Source organism: Mesorhizobium sp. M0563 (assembly GCF_040321065.1).
In the GTDB taxonomy this organism is placed as follows: Bacteria; Pseudomonadota; Alphaproteobacteria; order Rhizobiales; family Rhizobiaceae; genus Mesorhizobium.
On the sequence record NZ_JAMYQV010000031.1, the window covers coordinates 1 to 24,148 of the forward strand.

Consider the following 24,148-nt stretch of genomic DNA (forward strand, 5'->3'; position numbering starts at 1 on the left):
ACCGCCTAACGTCGGTCGGCCGCGCATGATGTTAAAAAGCCCCGGGCCTCCCGGGGTGGGGGGGGGCCATGGTGGGTTTGGCCACCCCCTTTTTAACGGGGGCCCCGTATTCTGGCGCGGGCCCCCCTTTTGCTTTGAGGCCTTTGGTTACTTCACCACCGCCTCGACCCACACGACAATCCGCTGCGCCAGGAAAGCCGTGGTCGATGGCGACAGCGCGTCACCCGCAATGACGTGGTTGTCGGGGTCGCCGGTATCGTCGACCGGCACCAATTCATGTGCGGCGCCCCAGCGAGCCGCGATTTCGCGGGTGCGATCTGGTCGTACCACCTTGTCCGAATCCGAAAAAATGAACAGGGCAGGGATGGACGTCTTCTCCACCGGCGCGCCGTAGGCAAGCTCTGTCAGCGCCGCCATCGGCAATGTCGCGGCGATCGGGTAGCGGTAGGTCCAGAACCTTTCATGCAGCGCGTTGCGTGGCACGAAGCTACGCTCCTTGCCGGCGACGAGCTCGACGATCTGTCTGCCCCACGGTAGGGTCAGCAATTCGGCGCCGGAAGCCTTGACGCCGAAATTCGGCGAGATGAATGCGATCGCCGCGACGCTGTTCGATGCGCTTGGCTGCGTCGCGGCCCACGCCGCCAGCGAGCCGCCGGTCGAGGTGGCTATGACGATCACCTTGTCGCCGATCGCTCGGCCGATAGCGAGCGCTTCCTCGTAGTCGTTGATCCAGGCACCGACGCTGCCTTGCGTCATCGCGGCGCCATCCTGTCCATGTCCCCTCAGGCGCGTGTAGAAAAGATTGGCGTCAAGCTGGTCGGCCACCTCATCGGGCAGTGGACGAACCTCGCCCTTCGACGCAGAAAAACCGTGGATGTAAACGATCGCGAATGGCGTCTTGGCATGGACCATCGGGTCGGCCCAGATGATTTCCTTGTCCAGCCCGTCGCGGATGCCGGGCACGGCCGCCTCCCGGCGCGCCAGATAGGCCTGCGGATCGTCGCCGATTACTGAGGGATCGAAACGGATTGTGGTTTCGACGAGGACGCGTGGACCAAGCGCCAAGGCCAGGACAAGGATGAGGACAAGACCCAGCACCGCAAACATGATCCGTCGCCCCATCACGGATCCTATTCGACCGGTGGCTTGCGGTCGAAATTCAACGGCCGCGCATTCCAGCGGGTGACGGTGCTGATCACCCATCGGCAGAACGGCCTCGGTAGTATCCTGAGCAGCTTCAGTGTCCAGCTCAGGCGGCGTGGGAAAGTGACTTCGAAGCCACCGCATTCGATGCCTCGCGCGATGCGGCGCGAGGCCAGATTGACCGGCATCAAGCCCGGCATCGGCAGGAAGTTCTTCTCGGTCAGCCGCGTGTCGACAAAGCCTGGATTCATCACCTGGATGCGGACGTTCATCTTGTCGAAATCGTATTTCAGCGACTCGGCCAAGATATTGACTGCCGCCTTGGTGCCGCCATAGGCGGCGGTGGTGGGCCAGCCGAAATAGGCGGTGACCGAACCGATCAGCACGACATGGCCGCGCGAGCGCACGCGCATGCGTTCGATGACCGGCAGCAGGCCATTGATGATGCCGAAATAATTGACTTCGAAAGACCGACGGAAATTGCGCGCGACAAGATCCTCGCCCGGCGTTGCGATATAGCTTCCCGCGTTGAACACTGCCAACACGATCGGACCGAGATCTTTCTCGATCGCTGCAACCGTCTTTGCCATGCGTTTTTCGTCGGTCACGTCGCAGGGAAAGGCTACGACACGGCCCGCCATCTGCGCCGTTTCGACGATGAGCGTATCGATCGGATGGTCATCGGGCGCAGTTACTGCGACGACATAGCCCTGAGCCGCAAGATCCTTGGCCAGCGAACGGCCGATACCGCTGCTGCCGCCCGTAATCCAGGCGACGCCATGCTTCGGATTGGCCCGATAGAGTGTCATGCTGCGCCCCGCCGGCTCTTCTTAGCCTGTGCTCTAGCGGTGAAGAAATCGAATGAAAAGAGTGCTTTTCGGTACATGGTTGAAATGAATGCCGGCCGGGCGCTCCTGGCTGCAGCAATTGCAGTGTGCGAAATGCGACTGGACCAGGCAAATTCTTGCCTTGAAACCGAAGCGTCGGGTTTCTAGGGTTTCGCCGCACCCACAAAGGAATCTCCATGCCCCGTTCTGTGATCGACGTGATCGGCAACACGCCCCTGATCCGCCTCAACAAGGCCTCGGAAGCAACCGGCTGCGAGATCCTGGGCAAGGCCGAATTCATGAATCCCGGGCAGTCGGTCAAGGACCGCGCCGGCCTGTTCATAATCCGCGATGCGGAACAGCGCGGGCTGCTGCGGCCCGGCGGCGTCATCGTCGAAGGGACGGCCGGAAATACCGGCATCGGATTGACACTGGTTGCCAAGGCGCTCGGCTACCGCACGGTGATCGTCATTCCCGATACCCAGAGCCAGGAGAAGAAGGATACGATCAAACTGCTCGGCGCCGAGCTGATCGAAGTGCCAGCCGTGCCCTACAAGAACCCGAACAACTACGTGAAGCTGTCGGGCCGGCTGGCCGAGCAAATGGCGAAGACCGAGCCGAACGGCGCGATCTGGGCCAACCAGTTCGACAATGTCGCCAACCGCGACGGCCATATCCGCACCACAGCCGAAGAAATCTGGAACCAGACCGGCGGCAAGGTGGATGGTTTCGTGTCGGCGGTCGGTTCCGGCGGCACGCTGGCAGGCGTTGGCTTCGGGCTGAAGGCCAAGAACAGCCAGGTCAAGATCGCACTGGCCGATCCGCTGGGGGCTGCGCTCTATTCCTTCTACACCAGCGGCGAGTTGAAATCCGAGGGCAGTTCGATCACCGAAGGCATCGGGCAGGGGCGGATCACCGCCAACCTCCAAGGCTTTACACCCGATTTTGCCTTCCAGATCCCCGACGAGGACGCACTGCCGATCGTATTCGACCTGATCCAGGAGGAGGGACTTTGCGTTGGCGGTTCGACCGGTATCAACATTGCCGGCGCCATTCGCCTGGCGCGCGAGCTAGGCCCCGGCCAAACCATCGTGACCATGCTTTGCGACTACGGCACGCGCTATCAGTCGAAGCTGTTCAATCCTGAATTCCTGCGCGAAAAGAAGCTGCCGGTGCCGGGCTGGATGGAGCAACGGAGCACGATTTCGGTGCCGTTCGAAAGGGTCGCGTGATGGCGCACAAGACCGAAGCGCTGTTTCGTGACGACGCCTATCTGGGGACGGCCGACGCCACCGTCGTCGCAGTCAACGATCGCGGCGGCATCATTCTGGACCGGACCGTGTTTTACGCCACATCGGGCGGGCAGCCGGGCGACACTGGCAGCCTCGAACGCACCGACGGCACCGGCATTGCGATTGCCGCTACGATCACCGGCGAAACCAAGGACGAGATCATCCATGTGCCGGCGCCGGAGCAGGCGGTTCCACGGTTGGGCGAGCGGATGAGGCTCGCCATCGACTGGCCGCGGCGGCAGCTGCTGATGCGGATGCACTCGGCCTGCCATCTGCTTACCGTCGTCTGTCCGTTCCCGATCACCGGTGCCGCGGTTTCCGAGGACGACAGCCGTATCGATTTCGACATCCCGGATGCCGGCTTCACCAAGGAAGACGTGACGGCCAGGCTGATGGAACTGGTGCGGGCCGACCACCCGATCTTCACCCGGCTGATCTCCGACGAGGAGCTGGCATCCAATCCAAGCCTGGTGAAATCCAAGAATGTGCGGCCGCCGGCCGGCACGGGAAAGATCAGGCTGGTCTGCATCGGCGAGAATGCTTCGGTCGACAGCCAGCCTTGCGGCGGTACCCATGTGAGGAGCACCGGCGAAATCGGCGAGATCCATATCGGCAAGATCGAGAAGAAGGGCCGCGAGAACCGGCGCTTCCGCATTCGCTTTGGCCCGATGCCGCCAGCCTGATATAGGACTGGGACAGGCGGGACAGGAGAGAAAAGATGGCCGACGACAGTCCTTTCACCATCGATGCCGATTGGTTGCAGAAGCGGCTCGGCGAGCCTGGGCTGACGATCGTCGACGCGTCCTGGTATCTGCCGGCGCAAAAGCGCGACGCGCGCGCCGAGTATGACGCAGCGCATATTCCAGGCGCCCGCTTCCTAGACCAGGATGCGGTTTCGGACCCCGACGCGGCTCTGCCTCACACGCTGCCGTCGCCGCAGCATTTTGCCCAATATGTCGGCGCGATGGGCATTTCGGCCGACGACACGATTGTTGTCTATGACGGGCCAGGGTTCTTTTCTGCACCGCGCGCCTGGTGGTTGTTTCGCGTTATGGGCGTGTTCCAGGTCTATATACTCGACGGCGGTTTCGATCGTTGGAAAGCCGCCGGACGGCCGGTGACGGCGGAGCCGACGAAGATCGCGCCTTGCGTGTTTTATGCCAACTTCGATGCCGCCCGCGTCGCCAGCCTTGCCGACATGCGCCGGATCGTCGAGACGGGGGAGAGCCAGATCGCCGACGCACGCTCGCCTGGCCGTTTTGCCGGCACCGAGCCGGAGCCGCGCCCCGGCATCCGCTCCGGCCACATGCCGGGCGCGCACAACGTGCCGTTTTCGGCGCTTTCGGAAAACGGCGAATTGCTGCCCAAGGACAGGCTGCGCAAAGTGATCGAGGAGGCCGGCATCGATCTGTCGAAGCCGGTCGTCACCTCCTGCGGTTCGGGGGTCACCGCGGCAGCCATCACGCTGGCCCTGGAGACGCTTGGCCATGCCGAAAACAGGCTTTACGACGGGTCATGGACGGAATGGGGTGGGCTTTCCGACACGCCCGTCGTGACGGGCAAGGACCGACGGTGATGAAAAACGGAGCGCTGGAAGACATCGACGTCACCGTGACATTTCTCGAAATGCATGTGCCGCCTGCCTATTCGCCGCCGCTGCCGTACAACCGCCAGATCGCGCTGCTCAAGACCAAAGACATTCCGCTGCATTTCTACCGCTATTTGATGGATCGGGTCGGCCGCAAATGGCACTGGGTCAACGTGCTGAGACTGAATGACGAGGAGCTTGCGGCGGGCATCCATCGCGAGGACCGCGACATCAGGGTGCTTTATCTCGACGGCGCGCCGGCCGGCTTCTTCGACCTCAAGCCGCATCTGCCGGAGGAAGTGGAACTCGCTTATTTCGGCATGATGGAGCACGCGACCGGGCAAGGCATTGGCCGCTGGTTCCTCGGTGCGGCAATCGCCGCAGCCTGGGCGCACGGACCCAAGCGGGTGACGGTGCAGACCTGCACCCTTGATCACCCAGCAGCCTTGCCGCTTTATCAAAAACTCGGCTTCACGCCGGTGGCGCAAAAAAAGGAGGTCGTACATCCGATGCCTTTTGCCGAGCGCGCGGCCAGCGTCATGCGGCCCTGATTTTCAGGCTCGTTCATCCAAGCTTCAGCTAGTCTTTGCCATCTTGTCGGCATCACAATGCGGCCGAGGGCCGAAGGAGAAAAGACATGCTGACCCGACGCACATTTGCCGCCGTGCTGGTTGCGGCACTCGCCATGCCGACCCTTGCCGTTGCCCAGGCGACCACGCCTTCGGCCGCGCAATACGCCAAGATCGAAAACATCGCCGATGCACTTCAGCGCATTCTGCGGCGCGATCCGGGTGCCCGCGTGCTGATCGAAGGCCATACCGATGCTGTGGGCTCCTTCCAGTCGAATCAGATTTTGTCCGAACAACGTGCCGCCTCGCTGAAGCGCACCTTGCTGCGTGAATTCGGTGTGCCGGGCTATGCGCTCGAAACCGTCGGCTACGGCGAGGAGTTCCTGCTCGTGCAGACGCAGAATGAGAACTGGCGAAATCGCCGGGTGACGCTGCGCCGCTTCGACGACTTCATCCGTTAAAATGATCTAGCCGTTCAGGGTCTGGATCAATATTCAAAGGCGAGCCCGACTTGAATGAGCCGGGCTCTTTCCATATCGCTGTCGTCTAAAAACCGATGGTGATGGAGGATCGCACGATGGCAATTCGCGTGGTAATGGCCGGCGCGACCGGTTGGGTCGGCAAGGCGCTGGTTCCGGCGATCGGGGCGCAAGGTGACATGGCGCTGGCCGGGGCTGTGTCACGTAGCGGCGCGGGGCAGGATTCCGGCCTGCTGGTTGGCATGCCGGCTAATGGTATCTCCGTTTCGGCCTCGCTGGCCGAGGCGCTGGAGGCGCCGTCGGACGTACTGGTCGACTTCACCAAGCCACATGTCGTGAAAGACCATGTGCTGCTCGCCATCGACAAGGGACGGCACGCTGTGATCGGCACATCGGGACTGGGTGCTGCCGACTATGCCGACATCGACGCCGCGGCGCGCGCCCACGGCGTCGGCGTCGTTGCCGCCGGCAACTTTTCCATCACCGCTACGCTGATGAAGCGGTTTGCACTTATGGCGGCAAAATACGTGCCGGATGTCGAGGTCATCGATTATGCCAGTGCAAAGAAGCCCGACGCGCCCTCCGGTACCGCGCGGGAACTTGCTGAAGCGCTGGCCGACATCCGCAAGGCTTCGACGGCAAAGCCGGTCTCCGAGGTCTCCGGCGTGCCGGCTACACGCGGTGCTGCGGTCGGCGCGGGCGAGGGGGTGCAAGTGCACGCGCTTCGCCTGCCGTCCTACATCCTGTCCTGCGAGGCGTTGTTCGGCCTGCCAGACGAGCGGCTGACCATCCGCCACGATGCCGGCTCGTCCGCGGCGCCTTACGTGGCGGGCACGCTGCTCGCCATCAGGCGGGTACAGCAGATCAAAGGCCTGGTGCGTGGTCTCGACGCGTTGATGGACTGATTCATTTGGCAGGAATCGGGTGGGAAGCTCTGTCTTGCGAGCATAATTTCCGGTCAACGACACCGGAGATTTAGCCATGACGCTAAAATTCAAAGCCTTGCCAACCGATGCGGTTCGCGCGCTTCAGCGCGGCGGACCTGATGCTTATGACCTGAAGCCAGAGCGGCAGATTTCGGACGGCGACGACGTGCCTTGCCGCCACTGCCTGAAGAATGTTGCTGTGGGAGAAGCCTATCTTGTTCTGGCCTATCGGCCTTTTCCTGAGCTGCAGCCTTATGCCGAAACCGGGCCGATCTTTCTGCATGCGGAAGAATGCGAACGCGCCGCCGAGGGGGAAACGCTTCCCGATATACTCGAAAGCAGCGATTACATCGTGCGCGGCTACGGCAAGGACGACCGCATCGTCTATGGCAGCGGCGGCGTCATTCCGACCGATGCCATCGCGGCACGGGCGGAGACGTTGTTCGAGCGCGACGACATTGCTTACGTCCACATCCGCTCTGCACGCAACAATTGCTATCAGTGTCGGATCGACCGCGTGTAATCGGATCGGCTGCACCGGCTTGAGGCTGTCGTACTCCCGCAGAAAGCGACTGTCGATCGATTTGCCGACCGCGGATGAACCGGCGGGAATTCTCGACAACCGAGGAAGCGGGGCTTTGGCTCCGCTTTTTTGTGCCTGCATCGTCCGCAAAGAAAAAACCCGCCGGGATTAACCGGCGGGCTCGAACGATTTGCCTGGAGGGCCTTAGTTGAATTTATACTTCGCACCGATGCGGACGGTATGGAAAGAAGGAGTGGTGGTGAGGACATCGCCCGGCCCTCCAAACTCCTCCAGAATATCCTTCTCGGCAAACTGCGAATAGCGATATTCGAGACCGACAGTTACGTTGTTGGTCACGGCCGCTTCCAAACCACCACCGACCGAGAAGCCGCTAGAGCCCCAATCGATGATGTCGCCGATGGGTGAAGATGCGTTCAGATCGAAATGCTGCCAGCTGTAGCCGCCAAGCACATAGGCGAGGGTCGATTCGTTGACTTTCAAACCGACCCGGCCCAGCACATCGAAGCCATAGTCTGTGTCCAGATTGATGGATCCGCCGGGCACTTCCAGCTCCGTAGTCATGCCGGAGTAGCGAGCATCCACCATGACTCCCACAACCCAGCTGCCGAAATCATGGTCGTAGCCCGCGTTCAATTCGCCAAATACGCCTTCGCCGCCGATACCGTTGAATTCCAGGTCGCCAAGCGGCGGCACATTGATCTGATGCACCGACGCACCCGCGCCGCCCGCACCACCGATATAGAAGCCGGTCCAGTTGTAGGCAGGCGCTTCAAAAGACGCAACGCCGCCATTCTGGGCGCCAAAGCGATAGTTGGCGGCAACCTGGAACGTATGCCGCGATGTGTCGAGGTTGAGTGCGCCATCTGGTGCGCCGAACTCGGAGAGGAGATCATCGTTGGTGCTGAATTGGGTATAACGATATTCGGTTTTGATGGTCCAGTTGCTGTTAATGGCCGTCTCAACGCCGGCTCCGACGAAATAGCCGTTCTGGTCCCAGTCGAAATCAAAGCCTGCGTTCGTGTCGAATTTGTATTTCTGCCAGGAATAGCCACCAAGCACGTAACCCAAAGTGTTTGGCGTGAAGAGGTAGCCTGCCCGCAAGCCAGCGTCGAAACCATAGGTTTCTTTGACCGACGCATCGAATCCAGCAACGTCGAGCGAGGTTTCGATGTTGCCGGCATGAGCGTCTAGAAGTCCTCCGATCAGGAAGCGCGGCGCCACCATATAGTCGTACCCAACGGTGAGTTCACCGTACACGCCTTCGCCACCAATGCCGTTGAACGACACCCCAGGAATGAAATCGCTGCTCAACTCGTGGACGTTCGCCCCGGCGCCAACGCCAAAGCCGACGTAGAGTCCACTCCAGTTAAAACCCGCCGTCTCAACCACCGGTTCGACCACGTCGGCGGCGTGAGCAACCGACCCAAGCGCCAGAATGGAAACTGCGCCAAGAAGAAGAGATTTAGCGGATTTTCTGCTGATCATTTGCCCTACCCCTAATAAACCCAGCATCTTCTTAGCATCGGGTCATTAGGGCGGCTGTAACAAAAAAGCCACAGAAAGAGCACATTGCATCAAACGGGCACCAGATGCGGGAAAAATCCGCTGTAGACCGTGAAAATTGCCTGTGAACAAGCAAGCCGCCGACGGCATCGGCGACTCATCCGGAAAAAACGGTTGGAAATCAGGCCGCGAGAACGGCCTTTGATTCGACCAGCTCGTAACCGAGTGCTTCGGCCACTGCGCGATTCGTGATCTTGCCCTTGTGGACGTTCAGCCCGTTGCGCAGATGGTGGTCGTCTACCAGCGCCTTGAGGCCCTTGTCGGCGAGTTGCAGGCCATAGTGCAGCGTCGCATTGTTGAGCGCGTGGGCCGATGTGACCGGCACCGCACCCGGCATGTTGGCGACGCAATAGTGGATGACGCCGTCGACCTCATAGGTCGGCTCGGCATGGGTGGTGGCGTGCGAGGTCTCGAAGCAGCCGCCCTGGTCGATGGCGACGTCGACCAGCACGGCGCCTTTCTTCATGCCCGAGAGCATTTCGCGCGTCACCAGCTTGGGCGCGGCTGCCCCCGGGATCAGCACGGCGCCGACGACGATGTCAGCCGAAAAACATTCTTCCTCCAGCGCCTCGACGGTCGAGTAGCGGGTGTGGACGCGGCCTCCAAAGATATCGTCGAGCTGACGCAGGCGCGGGATCGAGCGGTCGATGATGGTGACGTCGGCGCCAAGCCCGGCAGCCATCCGTGCAGCATGCAGGCCGACGACGCCGCCACCGAGCACAGTGACCTTGCCGGGCAGCACGCCGGGCACGCCGCCAAGCAGCACACCGCGGCCGCCATTGGCCTTTTGCAGCGCCGTGGCCCCCGCCTGGATCGACAGGCGGCCGGCAACTTCCGACATCGGTGCCAAGAGCGGCAGGCCGCCGCGCTCGTCGGTGACGGTCTCGTAAGCTATTGCGGTGACGCCGGAGGCCAGCAGGCCCTTGGTCTGCTCCGGATCCGGGGCGAGATGCAGATAGGTGTAGAGGATCTGGCCGTCGCGGAGCTGAACCCATTCGTTGGGCTGCGGCTCCTTGACCTTCACGATCATGTCCGACTTGGCAAACACGTCGGCCGCCGTCTTGGCGATCGTGGCGCCGGCGGCGCGGTACGCGTTGTCGTCGGCTCCGATGCCGGCGCCGGCGCCGGTCTCGATCAGCACTTCATGGCCATGCGCGACATATTCGCGGACCGAGCCCGGTGTCAGGCCGACGCGGTATTCATGGTTCTTGATTTCCCGGGGGCAACCGACGCGCATCTTTTTTCTCCTGATCCGGCCCTTTTAGGGCCTGTTCCCTGTCTAGAGATAGTGAACCACGAATCGTTCGGGAAGTGTTTGCGAATGCGCTTGCCGAAGAGACTACTGTTCGATAATCGTTGCGCGAAACAGTAGAATTATCGCAGGAACCCGCAAAAATGCCGCTCGACAGGATTGATATCGCCATTCTCGAGACATTGCAGAAGGATGGGCGGATACCCAATGCAGCGCTCGCCGAAAAGGTCGGCCTGTCGCAGTCGGCCTGTTCGCGGCGGCTGGACAATCTGGAGAAATCCGGAACCATCCGCGGCTATCACGCCCGGCTGTCCAACGCCGCACTTGGGCACCAGATGACGGCGATCGTGCATATATCGCTGTCCGGGCAGTTCGAGAAAACGTTGTCGGATTTCGAAGCGGCGATAAAGCGCTGCCCGAACGTCCTGTCCTGCCATCTGATGTCGGGCGAGTATGATTACATCTTGCGCATCGCGGCGAAGGATCTCGTCGACTACGAACGCATCCACAAGGAGTGGCTTTCGGCAATGCCGCATGTGACGAAGATCAATTCGTCCTTTGCCTTGCGCGAAATCGTCGATCGCACGGCCGTTGGAATGAAGCCTGAGCTAGCCTAGGCCCCGAACTCGCCTAGGCCCCAAACTCGCCTAAACGTTGAATGACTCGGTCACCACACGGTCCATCGGAATATCGTGCGGCTGCGGGTAGATGGTCACGATGCGCTGCAACTCGTAGCCGACGCCGATGACCAGCGGCTTGAACGGCATCGCGGCAAGCGTGCGATCGAAGAAGCCGCCGCCATAGCCCAGGCGAAACTGTCCGGGATCGATGCCGACGATCGGCGAAATGACGATGTCGGGCAGCACCGGATCACCCTCGGCAGGTATCGGGATATTCCAGACGCCCTTCTCCAGCCGGTCTCCGTGGGTATAGGCGCGAAAGACCAGCGGCCGGTCTTTCTCCACAACAACGGGCAGCGCCGTGCGGCCACCCCGCGCGTTAACGGTTTCCATCCACGAGCGCAGGTCCGGCTCGCCGCGAAACGGCCAGTAGAGGCTGACCATGCGCCCGGCGATGTCGCCGATCACCGCATCGAGACCATCGGCAATGCGCTGCGACATGGCTGTGCGCATGTCGGCGGAAACGGCAAGGCGGGATGCGATCAACCGCTCGCGCTCGGCCTTGCGCCAGCGCCTGACATCGGTCCATTCGGACAGCGGCGCTTGGAACTCCGGATCGAGCTCGTGCATAAAACAAGGCGGCGAGGCGTACTGCCCCGAGCCTTCATCTTCATCCTTAGCCATGATTCACCTGCAATATACTGTTCCGACCAAGCCATATCTGGGACGTAGGCTATATCCGGGAATGAGTCTGCAGCATGCGTATTCACGACATCAGGCGACGAGTCCCAGGCAGGTGCAGCGCAGGCATTGCTGCACTGCACAAGGATACTTACATCAGCCTTGGCGAGAGGGATGAGTGAGATGAACACAGCCAACCATCACGTCGTCGTCGTAGGCGCCGGATTCGGCGGCCTCGAATTCACCCGCGCACTTACTGGCGCGCCGGTGCGCATCACCATGATCGATAGGCGCAATCATCACCTCTTTCAGCCGCTACTCTACCAAGTGGCGACGACGGCGCTGGCAACCTCCGAAGTCGCCTGGCCGATCCGCCATCTCCTGCGCAAACGCAAGGACGTGACGACGCTGCTTGCGACCGTGACTGGCATCGACCGCACCGGCAAGCGCGTGCTGCTGCAGGATGGCGGAGCGGTCGCCTACGACACGTTGCTGTTGGCCACCGGTGCGCGGCACGCCTATTTCGGCCATGACGAATGGGAGCCGTTCGCGCCGGGCCTGAAGACGCTGGAGGACGCCACCACCATCCGACGGCGTATTCTTTTGGCTTTCGAGCAGGCCGAGCGGGAAACCGATCCCGCCAAGCGCCAGGCACTGCTGACGCTGGCGATCGTCGGCGGCGGGCCGACCGGCGTGGAATTGGCCGGCACGATTGCCGAACTGGCGCATGACACGCTGCGCGGCGAGTTCCGCAACATCGACACGCGCGAGACGCGTGTGGTGCTGATTGAGGCCGGCGACCGCGTTCTTGCCAATTTCGCGCCGGAGCTCTCCGTTTATGCAATGAAGGCGCTCGAACGACTCGGCGTGACCGTCGAACTCGGCCGGGCGGTTACACGCTGCGATGCTGAGGGTGTCGTCTTCGGCGACAGGCATTTGCCGGCCAGGACAATTCTTTGGGCGGCGGGCGTCGCCGCTTCGCCGGCCGCCGAATGGCTCGGCACGGCAGCGGACCGCGCGGGCAGGGTGCTTGTCGAGCCCGACCTCACTGTGCCGGGAAACCCGGAGATTTTCGTCATCGGTGACGCAGCACACGTCCTGCGGCCGGATGGCCGGCTGGTGCCGGGCGTCGCGCCCGCCGCCAAGCAGCAGGGACGGCACGTCGCCGCGACGATCAAGGCCAGGCTCGCCGGCGAAACAACGGTACGTCCGTTCCGCTACAGGCATGACGGCGATTTGGCGACGATCGGCAAGCGCGCCGCGGCCATCGATTTCGGCTGGATCAAGCTCACCGGCCGGCTTGCCTGGTGGCTGTGGGGCTTGGCGCATATCTACTTCCTGATCGGCTTCCGTAACCGGCTTGCGGTTTCCCTGAGCTGGCTATGGATCTACTTCACCGGTCAGCGCAGCGCTCGGCTGATCACCCAGGGCGACGACGACAAGGGCTGATTGTTCGCTGCCGGACGTTCATCAGCGCGTCACCTCCTCTTGATGGAATCGACTTCTGGACTCGGCTGGATTTCGGCGCGAAGCTTTGCTTCGGGCAGGACTTGTCACGTCGTGGAAGAAAGAGAAACGAATGTCCCAATTGCGCCACCTCGTCTCACGCCGCGATTTCCTCGCCGGCGTCGCCACCGGCGGAGCGCTGATCATGCTGCACCCGTTCTCCGCCCGGGCTCAAGCCAATCAGGCGCATCTGAGGATTATGGAGACGACCGACATCCACGTGAACGTGCTTCCTTACGATTACTACGCCGACAAACCTAACGACACGATGGGGCTGTCGCGAACGGCATCATTGATTGAAGCCGTGCGCAAGGAAGCAACCAACGCGATGCTGATCGATAATGGCGACATTCTGCAAGGCAACCCGATGGGCGACTACTTCGCCTACGAGAGGGGCATGAAGGACGGCGATCTGCATCCGGTCATGAAGGGCATGAACCTGCTCGGCTACGAATGCTCGACGCTCGGCAATCACGAATTCAATTACGGCCTGTCGTTCATGGACAAGGTGCTGGCCGGAGCCAATTTCCCGTTCGTCTGCGCGAATTTGATCCGCGGCACGGAGCTTGCCGCGAACCCGCGCGAAGACAAGCTTTATCTCAAACCTTACGTCATCCTCGACAGGAAGATCAAAGACGGGTCGGGCGCCGAGCAGCCGATCAGGATCGGCATCATCGGCTTCGTGCCGCCGCAGATCATGGTCTGGGATCTGAAAAATCTCGAGGGCAGCGTCAAGACGCGCGACATCGTCGAGGCGGCCAAGGCGTGGGTGCCGCAGATGAAGGAAGAAGGCGCCGACATCATCATTGCGCTCTCCCATTCTGGCATCGACGTGAAGCAAGGCGACATGATGGAGAATGCCTCCTTCTTCGTTGCCGGCGTCGAAGGTATCGATGCGGTGTTCACGGGCCACCAGCATCTGGTCTTCCCTGGTAAGAAGGACTTTCAGTCGCTGGAGGCCGTCGATACGGCGAAAGGCACGTTGCAAGGCAAGCCCGCCGTCATGGCCGGCTTCTGGGGCTCGCATATGGGGCTGATCGATCTGTTGCTGGAGCGCGACGGATCGACATGGAAAATCGTCTCGGCGACCTCTGAGGCCAGGCCTATCTTTGAGCGGGCCGACAAGACGAACAAGCCGACCGTCGCTGACGACCAGCGCATCGTCGACGCGCTCAAACAGGACCACGAGGCGACGCTTGCCTATGTGCGTCGGCCGGTCGGCAAAACCTCGGCGCCGCTTTATTCCTATTTTGCGCTGGTCGCCGACGATCCATCGGTGCAGATCGTGAGCCAGGCGCAGACCTGGTACTTGAAGGACATCCTGAAGAACACCGAATGGAAGGATATGCCGCTGCTGTCGGCGGCGGCACCGTTCAAGGCGGGCGGGCGCAACGGCGCCGACTATTACACCGACGTGCCGGTAGGCGATATCGCCATAAAGAACGTCGCCGACCTCTATCTCTATCCAAACACGGTGCGCGCCGTCGAAATCACGGGGGCAGAGGTGAAGGAATGGCTGGAAATGTCGGCCGGCATCTTCAACCGGATCGAGCCGGGCAAAGCTGACCAGGCGCTCATCAACACCGACTTCCCGTCTTATAATTTCGACGTGATCGACGGCGTCACCTACCGGATCGACCTGTCGCAGCCACCGAAATATGATTCGAAGGGCGGGCTGGTGAACGCCGGCTCGAACCGCATCATTGACTTGATGTTCGACGGCAAACCAATTGATCCCATGCGGAAATTCGTCGTCGCAACCAACAACTACCGGGCCGGCGGCGGCGGCAATTTCCCGGAGATCAATGCCTCGAAGATCATCTACGAAGCGCCCGACACCAACCGCGACGTGATCGTGCGCTATATCGTCAGCAAAGGCACCATCAACCCGTCGGCGGATGCCAACTGGTCGTTTGTGCCGCTGCCGGAAACCAGCGTCGTGTTCCAGACCGGCGCCAAGGCGAGAGAGTTTATTGCGCAAGTGAAGTCGCTGAAGATCGAGCCGGCGGGCGAGGGCGAAGCGGGGTTTTCCAAGTACCGCATCACTCTTTGAGGCGAGGATTTGAGCGTCGGCTCGAAACTGTCTCAGCGTTAAGATACTGTCCCGATACGGCCGATCCGTTTGAGGCAGGCAGCCTCTTCAGGCAGGTGGTGCGAAACGCCGCTTGACGGCAGGCATGACAAGATCCAGCGCATCCGTCGAAATCCCACCGGAATAATCGTCCGGCAGTTGGTCGATCGAGGCGGGGTCGTCGAGGCCTTGTGAAAAGCCGCCGCCGGAATAGGGACCGAGCAGGTAGACGCGGCTGCCGACGCTGTCCATACGGTCGAGAAAACGGGCGGGCCAGCCCCACATCCACTTTGCGACATTGACGGGGATGAGCAAGGTGCCCTGGCGGCAGGCATCCGGAACGTAGCCACTCCAGCCGAGCGCAGCATAGCGAAGAATGCAGCGCGTCAGGGATGCGCGGCTCAGCGTATGCATGTCCGGCAACGCTGCCTTCACTGCTTCTATAGGCCTGTCGCCGCCATAGACCGTCAGATTGGCGCGCTCGGCCGGCGTCAATATGGCGAGCCAGGCGGCCAGCATCTCGCCTTCCTTGGGATCGTTGCTTTTGATGTTGATATTGAAACGCCGGTTCGGGAAGCGCTGCAAGACTTCATCCAGCGACGGCATGATGCCGACACCCTTGCCGCGAAACGGAAAGGTCTTGCCGCCATCGGCAGTGTAGCCATAACCGATATCGAGCGTCTTCAATTCGGACATCGCATGGCGGCGCGTTTCTCCCTTGCCGTTGGTGCGACAATCCAGCGTCCAATCGTGGAAGACGGCGAACTTGCCGTCCGTAGTGGGATGGACATCGAGTTCGAGCGCGTCCGCACCGAGCGCGAAGGCGGCTTCCATCGAGGGTATCGTGTTTTCGAGGAAGGAATGGCGCGGCGTCAGCATGCGATCGGCCGTGCATGTTTCCGATCCGAGGTTCGTACGGTCGAAATCCTGAGCCAGGCCGCGATGGGCAAGCACCGAAGGGGTGACGGCCGGCCGGCTCGACAGCAGCGAAGTGTTGTTGAGCCAGATGCCGCCTGCAGCGACAAGAACTGCAATGAGGGAGATCGTCCGTTTTCGCATGGTATGATTCCTGAAGCGGTCGTCGAAGCCGAGCGGGGTTATCTTTCCAAGCCGCCTGCAGCGGTAGCGCCAGTTTGGCCAGCAAGCATCGCAGCAGACAGGCCAAAGACCGTTAAAATTCGGGGAGGGTCCCAGCAGGGCCGGAATCACTATGGTTGCAACCACCCATATGCGCTAGTTTTAGCCATGCGTTATGTCATCATCATCACGACCGTCACCTTCTTCCTGATCTGGGACGGCATTTACAACCAAGGCCGCTACCTCGACAGGACCATCAGGGAGGTGACCCGCGTCGTGCACTATGTAACCAGTATGGTGTAGTTTCTCTTCTTCGCCACGGTTCGCCGACGCGACATCCTGCCGATTGACGGCACGCTCCCGCTGACACAAAAGAACGCCGGTCCAACGGTCGAGGAGGCTGGGTTGATCCGGCATATCGTTTTCTTCAGCGCGCGTCGTAAAGTGGACGTCGAGGCAGTGCGTACGGGTCTGCTGGCGCTCGGCAAGATACCCCACTCGCGCCGTTTCGAGGTGACGCTCAACACCAAGGTCGACCCGCTCTCGGATGAAATCGATGTGGTCGTCTACGCCGAGTTCGAAGACGAGGCAGCGCTCGCCGCCTACAAGGCGCATCCGCTCTATGCAGAGACCACCAGCCGGGTAAAACCGCTGCGCGAATTGCGTTATTCGGCCGATATAGTGGCAAGTTGACCGCCCTAAGGCAGATTTCACGTCGCGGAGCGGGGCCGCGCCGCAGCCCGATTCATTCCGTCTGAGCCGCGGAGGTCTCGGTCGGATCGACGCCCGGCCGCTTTGGCGCGTTCCAGATCAGCACGGCGATAACTGCTATCGCAATAACGGCCAGGGCAATGAAAAGGTCTCTTCCCCTGGCAATGAGCTAGGATGATTTTTGACGGCGGCAAGTCGGCTCCTCGCGGCCGGGCACTGCGATCGCCGCCGAGGTGCCGGCTAAGCCCTTGAACCATTTTCAGGAATGAGGCACACCGCGCGGGACATGACCGAGAACACCCCCGCAAGCCCTCATCCGCTCGATCACCTGGTGTTGCCGACCGCGAGCCTCGATGTTGCGCGGGCGCGCTTGACCTTGCTCGGCTTTACCGTTGCGCCGACGGGTATCCATCCCTTCGGAACGGAAAACTGTTGTGTCTTCCTCACCGACGGTACCTATCTCGAGCCGCTCGCGGTCGCCGACCGACAGGCCGTGGCAACGGCGATCGCGAACCGCAATGTCTTTGTCGCGCGGGATCACACCTACCGCGAAAGAAACGGTGATGAAGGATTTTCTGCCGTGGTGCTGGGCACCGAAAGCGCCGCCGCGGACCACGCGCGCTTCATCGAAGCCGGACTGTCGGCGGGAGACATGCTCAGCTTTTCGCGCGCCTTCGCTGATGCGACAGGAAAGAGCGACACCGCATCATTCAAGCTTGCCTTCGCGGCTCTAGGCAAGGCAACGGACGCTTTTCTCTTCGCCTGCGAACGGATCAATGCGCCGAAGGTCGACCGCACCGCTTTGCAGGCCCACGCTAATGGCGCAACCGGCATTGTCGAAGTCGTGGCAGTCAGCCGCGAACCTTCCGAACAAGGCCATGTGATTTCGATCGCAGCCGGGATGGAGGCGCAGAGCGGCACTGTCTATAAGCTGCCGAATGCCGCTGTGACCGTTCTGGATCCTGCAGCCTTTGCGGCACGCTTCGGCATTCCCGCCGGGGCGCCGTCTGAACTCCGCTTTGCTGGGATCGTCTTTTCGATTAGGCACTGCGACACCGTCGCAAAGCTGCTTGCAGCCAATTCCGTCGAACACGACATACGCGGCGGTGATATCATCGTGTCGCCGGCGCCAGGGCAGGGCGCGGCCTTCATTTTCCGGGAGATCGCATGAACAAGCTCAATCCTCTGATGCCAAATTCTTCCGTTGCGATCGGAAAGGTCATTTTCGGCAACAGCGCGCCCCTATCGCTGATCGCCGGTCCATGCCAGCTGGAATCGCGGCAGCACGCTTTCGACATGGCCGGTGCGCTGAAGGAATTGACCGAACGGCTCGGCATCGGGCTCGTCTACAAGACCAGCTACGACAAGGCCAATCGCACCTCGCTTGGCGGCACGCGCGGTGCGGGACTTGAAGCGGCAATGCCGATCTTCGACGATTTGCGCAAGAATTTTTCGCTGCCGATCCTGACCGACGTCCACACTGAGGAACAATGCGCGATCGTCGCGCCGCATGTCGACATTCTGCAGATTCCTGCCTTCCTCAGCCGGCAGACCGATTTGCTGATTGCTGCGGCAAGAACCGGCAAGGTGGTCAATGTAAAGAAGGGCCAATTCCTCGCGCCATGGGACATGAAGAACGTCGTCGCCAAGATCACCGGCTCCGGCAACGCCAATGTCTTGGTGACCGAGCGCGGCGCATCCTTTGGTTACAACACCTTGGTGTCCGACATGAGGGCGCTGCCGATCATGGCCGAGATCGGCGCGCCGGTCATTTTCGATGCCACTCATTCGGTGCAGCAGCCGGGCGGGCAGGGCGGTTCGTCTGGGGGCGACCGGCGCTTTGTCGAGACGCTGGCGCGCGCGGCTGTCGCGGTTGGCGTCGCCGGCGTCTTCATCGAGACGCACCAGGACCCCGACAACGCGCCTTCCGACGGCCCCAACATGGTGCCGCTAAAGGATCTTCCCGCATTGCTTGAACGGCTGATGGCGTTCGATCGCATCGCCAAGAGCGTGGGTTGAACCAGCAGTTGCGCCACAGCAGCGTCGCCAAGAAAACTTTGAAGAATTTCGAACCTGTCTGGAACCTTAGCCCGCGGCCCTCATTGTCAAAATCTAATGTCAACGACGACGAGGAGCACACCATGACGACCCAGACGGGACACACCGAAGCCATTGCCGCTTCGCGGGTTATCGGCACATCGGTCTACAACACGGAAGGCACTCATATCGGCGACATCGAGGACGTCATGCTCGACAAATTGTCGAACGGAATCATGTTCGCCGTGATCGGTTTTGGCGGATTTCTCGGCATTGGCGAGAAATACCACGCCATTCCGTGGGCGAGCCTTGATTATGATGAGAACAGGGGTGGCTATGTCGTGCCGTTCACCAAAGACCAGCTGATGGCCGCTCCTTCCTACTCGATCAACGAGCTGACCGGCGCCGACGGCGAGGCTGCACGTGACGCCTCATACAACTACTACAAGGTCGAGCCTTACTGGCACTGACTAAGTCTCCTGGAATCAAAAAGGCCCCCGGGAAATCGGGGGCCTTTCGATGTGGCGGGATGCTACTGCGCAATTTGCAGGGCCGGCAAAGGCGACGATCCCTGCGGGGGTTGCTGATTGTCGCACGACGTCAGGAACGCAGCCGCAATCAGGAACAAACTCACAATACCGCTCAACTGGGACATGGCGAAACTCCTCCTGTTTCGCCCCGCGCGACAACAGCCATAAACCAGAAACCGGCATGCCGCGCATGACAAATGATGACAGCGCTTTGTGCTTCGTGAATCCCAAGAGCGGCAATGGGCGCACGGGCAATATTTGCAAGTGCCCCGATTGCGTTTTGCAGCGCTTTGGCTAAGAGGTGCGCGACGCTTCAATCGATCAATCGGGGACATCGCAATGACGGCCATCATCGACATCGTCGGGCGTGAAATCCTGGACAGCCGCGGAAATCCGACCGTCGAGGTCGACGTCGTGCTCGAAGACGGCTCAATGGGCCGCGCCGCGGTGCCGTCCGGCGCATCGACCGGCGCGCATGAGGCGGTCGAACTGCGCGACGGCGGCCCCCGCTATCTCGGCAAGGGCGTGCTCAGGGCGGTTGAGGCAGTGAACGGCGAGCTGTTCGAGGCGATCGGCGGCATGGAGGCCGAGAATCAGATCCACATCGACCTAACCATGATCGAGCTCGATGGTACGCCCAACAAGAGCCGGCTCGGCGCCAATGCCATTCTCGGTGTGTCGCTGGCCGTGGCCAAGGCCGCGGCCGAAGCGGCCGGCCTGCCGCTCTACCGTTATGTCGGCGGCACCAAGGCGCATGTGCTGCCGGTGCCGATGATGAACATCATCAACGGCGGTGCGCATGCCGACAACCCGATCGATTTCCAGGAATTCATGATTCTGCCGATCGGCGCGCCGACGCTGCGCGATGGCGTGCGCTGGGGCTCGGAGATATTCCACACGCTGCGGAAGAGGCTGAAGGATGCCGGCCATAACACCAATGTCGGCGACGAGGGCGGCTTTGCCCCCAACCTGAAAAGCGCGCCGGCCGCGCTCGACTTCATCATGGAATCGATCGAGAAGGCCGGCTTCAGGCCAGGCGAGGAGGTCGCACTCGGACTCGACTGCGCGGCGACCGAGTTCTTCAAGGACGGCAACTACGTCTATGAAGGCGAGAAGAAGACCCGCGACCCGAAGGCGCAAGCCAAATATCTGGCCAAGCTCGCTGCCGACTACCCGATCATCACCATCGAGGACGGCCTGGCCGAGGACGACTGGGACGGCTGGAAAATGCTGACCGACCTCATCGGCAAGCAAACGCAGCTGGTTGGCGACGATCTGTTCGTCACCAACACGGCGCGGTTGCGCGACGGCATCCGCATGGGTGTCGCCAATTCGATTCTGGTCAAGGTCAACCAGATCGGCTCGCTTACCGAAACGCTCGACGCCGTCGAGACCGCGCACAAGGCCGGCTATACCGCGGTGATGTCGCACCGCTCGGGCGAGACCGAGGATTCGACCATCGCCGACCTCGCCGTTGCCACCAATTGCGGGCAGATCAAGACTGGCTCGCTGTCACGCTCGGACCGCATGGCCAAGTACAACCAGCTCATCCGCATCGAAGAGGAGCTCGGCAAGCAGGCGCGGTATGCCGGCAAGTCGATCGTTAAAAGCTGATTTTCGACAGAAAATCCGAGCGAGCGAGGGCGGGGACATTCCCGCCCTTTTGCTTTCAGGGCTCCGAATCCAGCAATCCGTAACCATCCATTAAGCACAATCGGGCGACAAAGGCGGCGCAGAGGATTCGGACCATGTGGACACGCCAGCACAAGCAAAGAAACACCGGCCGGCTGATCATCCCCTCGCTCTGCGTGGTGTTCCTGACCTATTTCGGCTTCCATGCCTATCATGGCGAGTTCGGCATCTATTCCAAGTATCGGCTCGAAGCCGAGACTGTCGCATTGCAGGGCAGGCTTGATGCCGTCAAGGCACGCCGGATCGACCTGGAGCGCCGCGTCCAGCTGATGCATGAGGGCACGCTCGAGAAGGACATGCTGGACGAGCAGGCGCGCAAGGCGCTCAATCTGTCCCATGCCGACGAGATCACCATCATGCTGCCGCTCGCAAGATAACGCAATTTCAGTTAATCAGCGATATTTGCAATGATTTTAGGCGCTTAGATGCATGACAGCCATGCGTTTTCGGCATGGCGAAAGCCTTCCCTGCATGTTAGCCTGCCTCAAATCGGTGGGAGAACTGATCTCCCTCGCTGTCCGCCAAGAGACGCCAACAGGGAGTGATGCATGGCCACCGCCGCCAGAAAAGCGCCTGCCAAATCCAAATCCGACGGCAAAACGATGGGCCTTTCCACCCCAAAGCCTGTTGAATTCACCAAAGACCAGGAGCTTGCCGCCTACCGGCACATGCTGCTCATCCGCCGCTTCGAGGAAAAGGCCGGCCAGCTTTACGGCATGGGCTTCATCGGCGGTTTCTGCCATCTCTACATCGGCCAGGAGGCGGTCGTTACCGGCATGAAGATGGCGCTGATCGATGGCGACCAGATGATCACCGCCTATCGCGACCATGGCCATATGCTGGCCATGGAGTTGTCGCCGCGCGGCGTCATGGCCGAACTGACCGGGCGCCGTAGCGGCCTGTCGAGAGGCAAGGGCGGCTCCATGCACATGTTCTCCAAGGAGAAGCATTTTTACGGCGGCCACGGCATCGTCGGCGCGCAAGTGTCGCTCGGCACCGGCATTGCCTTCGCCAACCGCTATCGCGGCAACAACAATATGACGCTGACCTATTTCGGCGATGGCGCCGCGAATCAGGGCCAGGTCTACGAAAGCTTCAATATGGCCTCGCTATGGAAGCTTCCGGTGGTCTACATCATCGAGAACAACCGCTACGCCATGGGCACCTCGGTCTCGCGCTCGTCGGCCGAGACGGATTTTTCGCATCGCGGCGCCTCCTTCAAGATTCCAGGCATCCAGGTCGACGGCATGGATGTGCGCGCCGTCAAGGCCGCCGGCGACCTCGCCGCCGAATGGTGCCGCGCCGGCAACGGGCCGCTCATTCTCGAAATGCAGACCTACCGCTACCGCGGCCATTCGATGTCGGATCCAGCAAAATACCGCTCCAAGGAAGAAGTGCAGAAAATGCGCTCCGAACGTGACCCGATCGAACAGGTCAAGGCACGGTTGCTCGACAAGAAATGGGCAAGCGAGGACGAGCTCAAGGCCATCGACAAGGAAGTCCGCGACGTTGTCGCCGACGCTGCAGAATTTGCCCAGAACGACGCGGAGCCGGATCCGTCCGAGCTCTGGACCGATATCGTACTTTAACGAGAGGGCAAGGACATGCCGATCGAAATTCTCATGCCCGCCCTCTCGCCGACCATGGAAGAGGGTAATGTTTCCAAGTGGTTGAAGAAAGAAGGCGACAAAGTCGCAGCCGGTGACGCCATTGCCGAGATCGAAACCGACAAGGCAACGATGGAAGTCGAAGCCGTCGATGAAGGCACACTTGCCAAGATCGTGGTTCCTGCCGGCACCGAAGGCGTCAAGGTCAACACGCTGATCGCTGTGCTGGCCCTCGATGGCGAAGACATCGACGAGGCGGGCGAAGGCATTGGCGAGGAGGCTGTCGAGTCGCAAGCGGCAGCGCCCGCGGCTGCTCCGGCCCCCGCGGCTGCTCCGGCCCCCGCTGCTGCTCCGGCCAAGAGCGAAGCGGCAACACCTGTTGCCGCCGCGCCCAAGCTGGAAATTGCCGCCGATCCGGACATCCCGGCCGGCACCGAAATGGTCTCGACCACGGTGCGTGAAGCGTTGCGCGACGCAATGGCGGAGGAAATGCGCCGCGACGGCGACGTCTTCGTCATGGGCGAGGAAGTCGCCGAGTACCAGGGCGCCTACAAGATCACACAAGGCCTGTTGCAGGAATTCGGTCCGAGACGCGTGGTCGACACGCCGATCACCGAGCACGGCTTTGCCGGCGTTGGTGTTGGCGCGGCGATGGCCGGCCTGAAGCCGATCGTCGAATTCATGACCTTCAACTTCGCCATGCAGGCGATCGACCAGATCATCAATTCAGCCGCCAAGACGCTCTACATGTCCGGCGGCCAGATGGGCGCCCCGATCGTCTTTCGCGGCCCGAACGGCGCTGCTGCCCGCGTCGCCGCGCAGCATTCGCAGTGCTATGCCGCCTGGTACAGCCATATTCCTGGATTGAAGGTGGTGATGCCTTATACCGCCGCCGACGCCAAGGGTCTGCTCAAGGCGGCGATCCGCGATCCGAACCCGGTCATCTTCCTCGAAAACGAAATCCTTTACGGCCACTCCTTCGACGTGCCGAAGATGGACGATTTCGTGTTGCCGATCGGCAAGGCGCGCATTCACAAATCCGGCAAGGACGTGACCATCGTCTCGTTCGGCATCGGCATGACCTACGCGATCAAGGCGGAGGCGGAGTTGCGCGGCATGGGCATCGATGCCGAGATCATCGACTTGCGCACTATCCGCCCGCTCGACTTCGACACGATCATCGCCTCGGTCAAAAAGACCAATCGCCTGGTGGTGGTCGAGGAAGGCTTTCCGCAGAACTCGGTCGGCGACCATATCGCCAATCAGGTCTCACAGCGCGCCTTCGATTTCCTCGACGCACCGGTCATTACCATTGCCGGCAAGGACGTGCCGATGCCCTATGCGGCGAACCTCGAAAAGCTGGCGCTGCCCAATGTCGGCGAGGTCGTCGAGGCGGTCAAAGCCGTCACGTATCGCTGAGCAGGGCGGGAGGA

25 protein-coding genes are annotated in these 24,148 nt (G+C 61.2%); 19 read left to right on the forward strand and 6 right to left on the reverse strand.

Annotated elements, in window-relative coordinates; genetic code table 11:
* Positions 1–147 precede the first annotated feature (147 nt).
* A complete protein-coding gene (locus NKI50_RS27995; protein ID WP_352641884.1) occupies positions 148–1,122 on the reverse strand; it encodes an alpha/beta hydrolase in 975 nt (324 codons plus the stop codon).
* 8 nt (positions 1,123–1,130) lie between these two features.
* Positions 1,131–1,952, reverse strand: coding sequence for an SDR family oxidoreductase (locus tag NKI50_RS28000; RefSeq protein WP_352482520.1), 822 nt, complete (start codon positions 1,950–1,952; stop codon positions 1,131–1,133).
* 215 nt (positions 1,953–2,167) lie between these two features.
* Here NKI50_RS28000 and NKI50_RS28005 point away from each other — a divergent pair, with 215 nt between their 5' ends.
* The 7 genes from NKI50_RS28005 to NKI50_RS28035 all read left to right on the forward strand — a co-directional run bounded on the left by NKI50_RS28005 (position 2,168) and on the right by NKI50_RS28035 (position 7,347).
* Complete coding sequence (locus NKI50_RS28005) at positions 2,168–3,202, forward strand: cysteine synthase A (RefSeq protein ID WP_023717544.1); 1,035 nt, start codon at positions 2,168–2,170, stop codon at positions 3,200–3,202.
* Positions 3,202–3,945: an alanyl-tRNA editing protein gene (locus NKI50_RS28010; protein WP_352496515.1), complete on the forward strand. Its 744-nt coding sequence runs from the start codon at positions 3,202–3,204 to the stop codon at positions 3,943–3,945. Before NKI50_RS28005 ends, NKI50_RS28010 begins: the two co-directional genes overlap by 1 nt.
* 35 nt (positions 3,946–3,980) lie before the next feature.
* Entirely contained in the window at positions 3,981–4,838 is an 858-nt protein-coding gene (sseA, locus tag NKI50_RS28015) for a 3-mercaptopyruvate sulfurtransferase (protein WP_023717546.1), read from the forward strand.
* Positions 4,838–5,401: a GNAT family N-acetyltransferase gene (locus NKI50_RS28020; protein ID WP_023717547.1), complete on the forward strand. Its 564-nt coding sequence runs from the start codon at positions 4,838–4,840 to the stop codon at positions 5,399–5,401. Before sseA ends, NKI50_RS28020 begins: the two co-directional genes overlap by 1 nt.
* Before the next feature lie 86 nt (positions 5,402–5,487).
* A complete protein-coding gene (locus NKI50_RS28025; RefSeq protein ID WP_352641881.1) occupies positions 5,488–5,880 on the forward strand; it encodes an OmpA family protein in 393 nt (130 codons plus the stop codon).
* Between the two features lie 116 nt (positions 5,881–5,996).
* Positions 5,997–6,803, forward strand: coding sequence for a 4-hydroxy-tetrahydrodipicolinate reductase (gene dapB / locus NKI50_RS28030; RefSeq protein WP_023717549.1), 807 nt, complete (start codon positions 5,997–5,999; stop codon positions 6,801–6,803).
* A gap of 76 nt (positions 6,804–6,879) precedes the next feature.
* On the forward strand, positions 6,880–7,347 hold the full coding sequence (locus tag NKI50_RS28035) for a DUF1203 domain-containing protein (RefSeq protein ID WP_352641879.1): 468 nt from the start codon (positions 6,880–6,882) through the stop codon (positions 7,345–7,347).
* Between the two features lie 204 nt (positions 7,348–7,551).
* On the opposite strand, the gene NKI50_RS28040 is transcribed toward NKI50_RS28035, so the two are convergent.
* Positions 7,552–8,853, reverse strand: coding sequence for an outer membrane protein (locus NKI50_RS28040; protein ID WP_352641877.1), 1,302 nt, complete (start codon positions 8,851–8,853; stop codon positions 7,552–7,554).
* Between the two features lie 199 nt (positions 8,854–9,052).
* On the reverse strand, positions 9,053–10,168 hold the full coding sequence (gene ald, locus NKI50_RS28045; protein ID WP_352641875.1) for an alanine dehydrogenase: 1,116 nt from the start codon (positions 10,166–10,168) through the stop codon (positions 9,053–9,055).
* A gap of 158 nt (positions 10,169–10,326) precedes the next feature.
* Here ald and NKI50_RS28050 point away from each other — a divergent pair, with 158 nt between their 5' ends.
* Positions 10,327–10,800 (forward strand): Lrp/AsnC family transcriptional regulator, encoded by a 474-nt coding sequence (locus NKI50_RS28050; RefSeq protein WP_023675099.1) that lies wholly within the window; start codon positions 10,327–10,329, stop codon positions 10,798–10,800.
* A gap of 30 nt (positions 10,801–10,830) precedes the next feature.
* Here the strand turns inward: NKI50_RS28050 and NKI50_RS28055 are convergent, their stop codons facing one another.
* Positions 10,831–11,487: a 5-formyltetrahydrofolate cyclo-ligase gene (locus NKI50_RS28055; RefSeq protein ID WP_352641873.1), complete on the reverse strand. Its 657-nt coding sequence runs from the start codon at positions 11,485–11,487 to the stop codon at positions 10,831–10,833.
* Positions 11,488–11,667: 180 nt separating this feature from the next.
* Between NKI50_RS28055 and NKI50_RS28060 the strand changes: the two genes are divergently transcribed.
* A complete protein-coding gene (locus NKI50_RS28060) occupies positions 11,668–12,933 on the forward strand; it encodes an NAD(P)/FAD-dependent oxidoreductase (protein WP_352496508.1) in 1,266 nt (421 codons plus the stop codon).
* A 130-nt stretch (positions 12,934–13,063) separates the two neighbouring features.
* Positions 13,064–15,043 carry a bifunctional 2',3'-cyclic-nucleotide 2'-phosphodiesterase/3'-nucleotidase gene (locus NKI50_RS28065; RefSeq protein ID WP_352641871.1) on the forward strand — a complete coding sequence of 660 codons (1,980 nt, stop codon included), beginning with the start codon at positions 13,064–13,066 and terminating at the stop codon, positions 15,041–15,043.
* An 87-nt stretch (positions 15,044–15,130) separates the two neighbouring features.
* On the opposite strand, the gene NKI50_RS28070 is transcribed toward NKI50_RS28065, so the two are convergent.
* Entirely contained in the window at positions 15,131–16,120 is a 990-nt protein-coding gene (locus tag NKI50_RS28070; protein WP_352641869.1) for a glycerophosphodiester phosphodiesterase family protein, read from the reverse strand.
* 186 nt (positions 16,121–16,306) lie between these two features.
* On the opposite strand from NKI50_RS28070, the gene NKI50_RS28075 reads away from it, so the two are divergent.
* The 9 genes from NKI50_RS28075 to NKI50_RS28115 all read left to right on the forward strand — a co-directional run bounded on the left by NKI50_RS28075 (position 16,307) and on the right by NKI50_RS28115 (position 24,134).
* A complete protein-coding gene (locus NKI50_RS28075) occupies positions 16,307–16,441 on the forward strand; it encodes a hypothetical protein (RefSeq protein WP_023675095.1) in 135 nt (44 codons plus the stop codon).
* A gap of 102 nt (positions 16,442–16,543) precedes the next feature.
* Positions 16,544–16,831 carry a Dabb family protein gene (locus NKI50_RS28080; RefSeq protein ID WP_023717556.1) on the forward strand — a complete coding sequence of 96 codons (288 nt, stop codon included), beginning with the start codon at positions 16,544–16,546 and terminating at the stop codon, positions 16,829–16,831.
* 304 nt (positions 16,832–17,135) lie between these two features.
* Positions 17,136–18,020, forward strand: coding sequence for a VOC family protein (locus NKI50_RS28085; protein WP_023717557.1), 885 nt, complete (start codon positions 17,136–17,138; stop codon positions 18,018–18,020).
* The gene (kdsA, locus tag NKI50_RS28090; RefSeq protein ID WP_031193559.1) at positions 18,017–18,868 is read left to right on the forward strand and encodes a 3-deoxy-8-phosphooctulonate synthase; all 852 of its coding nucleotides are present in this window, start codon (positions 18,017–18,019) and stop codon (positions 18,866–18,868) included. Before NKI50_RS28085 ends, kdsA begins: the two co-directional genes overlap by 4 nt.
* Before the next feature lie 122 nt (positions 18,869–18,990).
* Complete coding sequence (locus NKI50_RS28095) at positions 18,991–19,356, forward strand: PRC-barrel domain-containing protein (RefSeq protein ID WP_023717559.1); 366 nt, start codon at positions 18,991–18,993, stop codon at positions 19,354–19,356.
* A 399-nt stretch (positions 19,357–19,755) separates the two neighbouring features.
* Positions 19,756–21,030: a phosphopyruvate hydratase gene (gene eno, locus NKI50_RS28100; protein WP_352718285.1), complete on the forward strand. Its 1,275-nt coding sequence runs from the start codon at positions 19,756–19,758 to the stop codon at positions 21,028–21,030.
* Between the two features lie 134 nt (positions 21,031–21,164).
* Complete coding sequence (locus tag NKI50_RS28105; protein WP_352641862.1) at positions 21,165–21,485, forward strand: FtsB family cell division protein; 321 nt, start codon at positions 21,165–21,167, stop codon at positions 21,483–21,485.
* 171 nt (positions 21,486–21,656) lie between these two features.
* Complete coding sequence (gene pdhA / locus NKI50_RS28110; RefSeq protein WP_502895946.1) at positions 21,657–22,697, forward strand: pyruvate dehydrogenase (acetyl-transferring) E1 component subunit alpha; 1,041 nt, start codon at positions 21,657–21,659, stop codon at positions 22,695–22,697.
* Positions 22,698–22,712: 15 nt separating this feature from the next.
* Complete coding sequence (locus NKI50_RS28115; RefSeq protein ID WP_352482537.1) at positions 22,713–24,134, forward strand: pyruvate dehydrogenase complex E1 component subunit beta; 1,422 nt, start codon at positions 22,713–22,715, stop codon at positions 24,132–24,134.
* Positions 24,135–24,148 lie beyond the last annotated feature (14 nt).

Excerpts from the sequence above, each read along its gene's own strand:
- NKI50_RS27995 (WP_352641884.1), bottom strand. The coding sequence starts at position 1,122 with ATGGGGCGACGGATCATGTTTGCGGTGCTGGGTCTTGTCCTCATCCTT.
- NKI50_RS28000 (WP_352482520.1), bottom strand. The coding sequence starts at position 1,952 with ATGACACTCTATCGGGCCAATCCGAAGCATGGCGTCGCCTGGATTACG.
- NKI50_RS28005 (WP_023717544.1), top strand. The coding sequence starts at position 2,168 with ATGCCCCGTTCTGTGATCGACGTGATCGGCAACACGCCCCTGATCCGC.
- NKI50_RS28010 (WP_352496515.1), top strand. The coding sequence starts at position 3,202 with ATGGCGCACAAGACCGAAGCGCTGTTTCGTGACGACGCCTATCTGGGG.
- sseA (WP_023717546.1), top strand. The coding sequence starts at position 3,981 with ATGGCCGACGACAGTCCTTTCACCATCGATGCCGATTGGTTGCAGAAG.
- NKI50_RS28020 (WP_023717547.1), top strand. The coding sequence starts at position 4,838 with ATGAAAAACGGAGCGCTGGAAGACATCGACGTCACCGTGACATTTCTC.
- NKI50_RS28025 (WP_352641881.1), top strand. The coding sequence starts at position 5,488 with ATGCTGACCCGACGCACATTTGCCGCCGTGCTGGTTGCGGCACTCGCC.
- dapB (WP_023717549.1), top strand. The coding sequence starts at position 5,997 with ATGGCAATTCGCGTGGTAATGGCCGGCGCGACCGGTTGGGTCGGCAAG.
- NKI50_RS28035 (WP_352641879.1), top strand. The coding sequence starts at position 6,880 with ATGACGCTAAAATTCAAAGCCTTGCCAACCGATGCGGTTCGCGCGCTT.
- NKI50_RS28040 (WP_352641877.1), bottom strand. The coding sequence starts at position 8,853 with ATGATCAGCAGAAAATCCGCTAAATCTCTTCTTCTTGGCGCAGTTTCC.
- ald (WP_352641875.1), bottom strand. The coding sequence starts at position 10,168 with ATGCGCGTCGGTTGCCCCCGGGAAATCAAGAACCATGAATACCGCGTC.
- NKI50_RS28050 (WP_023675099.1), top strand. The coding sequence starts at position 10,327 with ATGCCGCTCGACAGGATTGATATCGCCATTCTCGAGACATTGCAGAAG.
- NKI50_RS28055 (WP_352641873.1), bottom strand. The coding sequence starts at position 11,487 with ATGGCTAAGGATGAAGATGAAGGCTCGGGGCAGTACGCCTCGCCGCCT.
- NKI50_RS28060 (WP_352496508.1), top strand. The coding sequence starts at position 11,668 with ATGAACACAGCCAACCATCACGTCGTCGTCGTAGGCGCCGGATTCGGC.
- NKI50_RS28065 (WP_352641871.1), top strand. The coding sequence starts at position 13,064 with ATGTCCCAATTGCGCCACCTCGTCTCACGCCGCGATTTCCTCGCCGGC.
- NKI50_RS28070 (WP_352641869.1), bottom strand. The coding sequence starts at position 16,120 with ATGCGAAAACGGACGATCTCCCTCATTGCAGTTCTTGTCGCTGCAGGC.
- NKI50_RS28075 (WP_023675095.1), top strand. The coding sequence starts at position 16,307 with ATGCGTTATGTCATCATCATCACGACCGTCACCTTCTTCCTGATCTGG.
- NKI50_RS28085 (WP_023717557.1), top strand. The coding sequence starts at position 17,136 with ATGACCGAGAACACCCCCGCAAGCCCTCATCCGCTCGATCACCTGGTG.
- kdsA (WP_031193559.1), top strand. The coding sequence starts at position 18,017 with ATGAACAAGCTCAATCCTCTGATGCCAAATTCTTCCGTTGCGATCGGA.
- NKI50_RS28095 (WP_023717559.1), top strand. The coding sequence starts at position 18,991 with ATGACGACCCAGACGGGACACACCGAAGCCATTGCCGCTTCGCGGGTT.
- eno (WP_352718285.1), top strand. The coding sequence starts at position 19,756 with ATGACGGCCATCATCGACATCGTCGGGCGTGAAATCCTGGACAGCCGC.
- NKI50_RS28105 (WP_352641862.1), top strand. The coding sequence starts at position 21,165 with ATGTGGACACGCCAGCACAAGCAAAGAAACACCGGCCGGCTGATCATC.
- pdhA (WP_502895946.1), top strand. The coding sequence starts at position 21,657 with ATGGCCACCGCCGCCAGAAAAGCGCCTGCCAAATCCAAATCCGACGGC.
- NKI50_RS28115 (WP_352482537.1), top strand. The coding sequence starts at position 22,713 with ATGCCGATCGAAATTCTCATGCCCGCCCTCTCGCCGACCATGGAAGAG.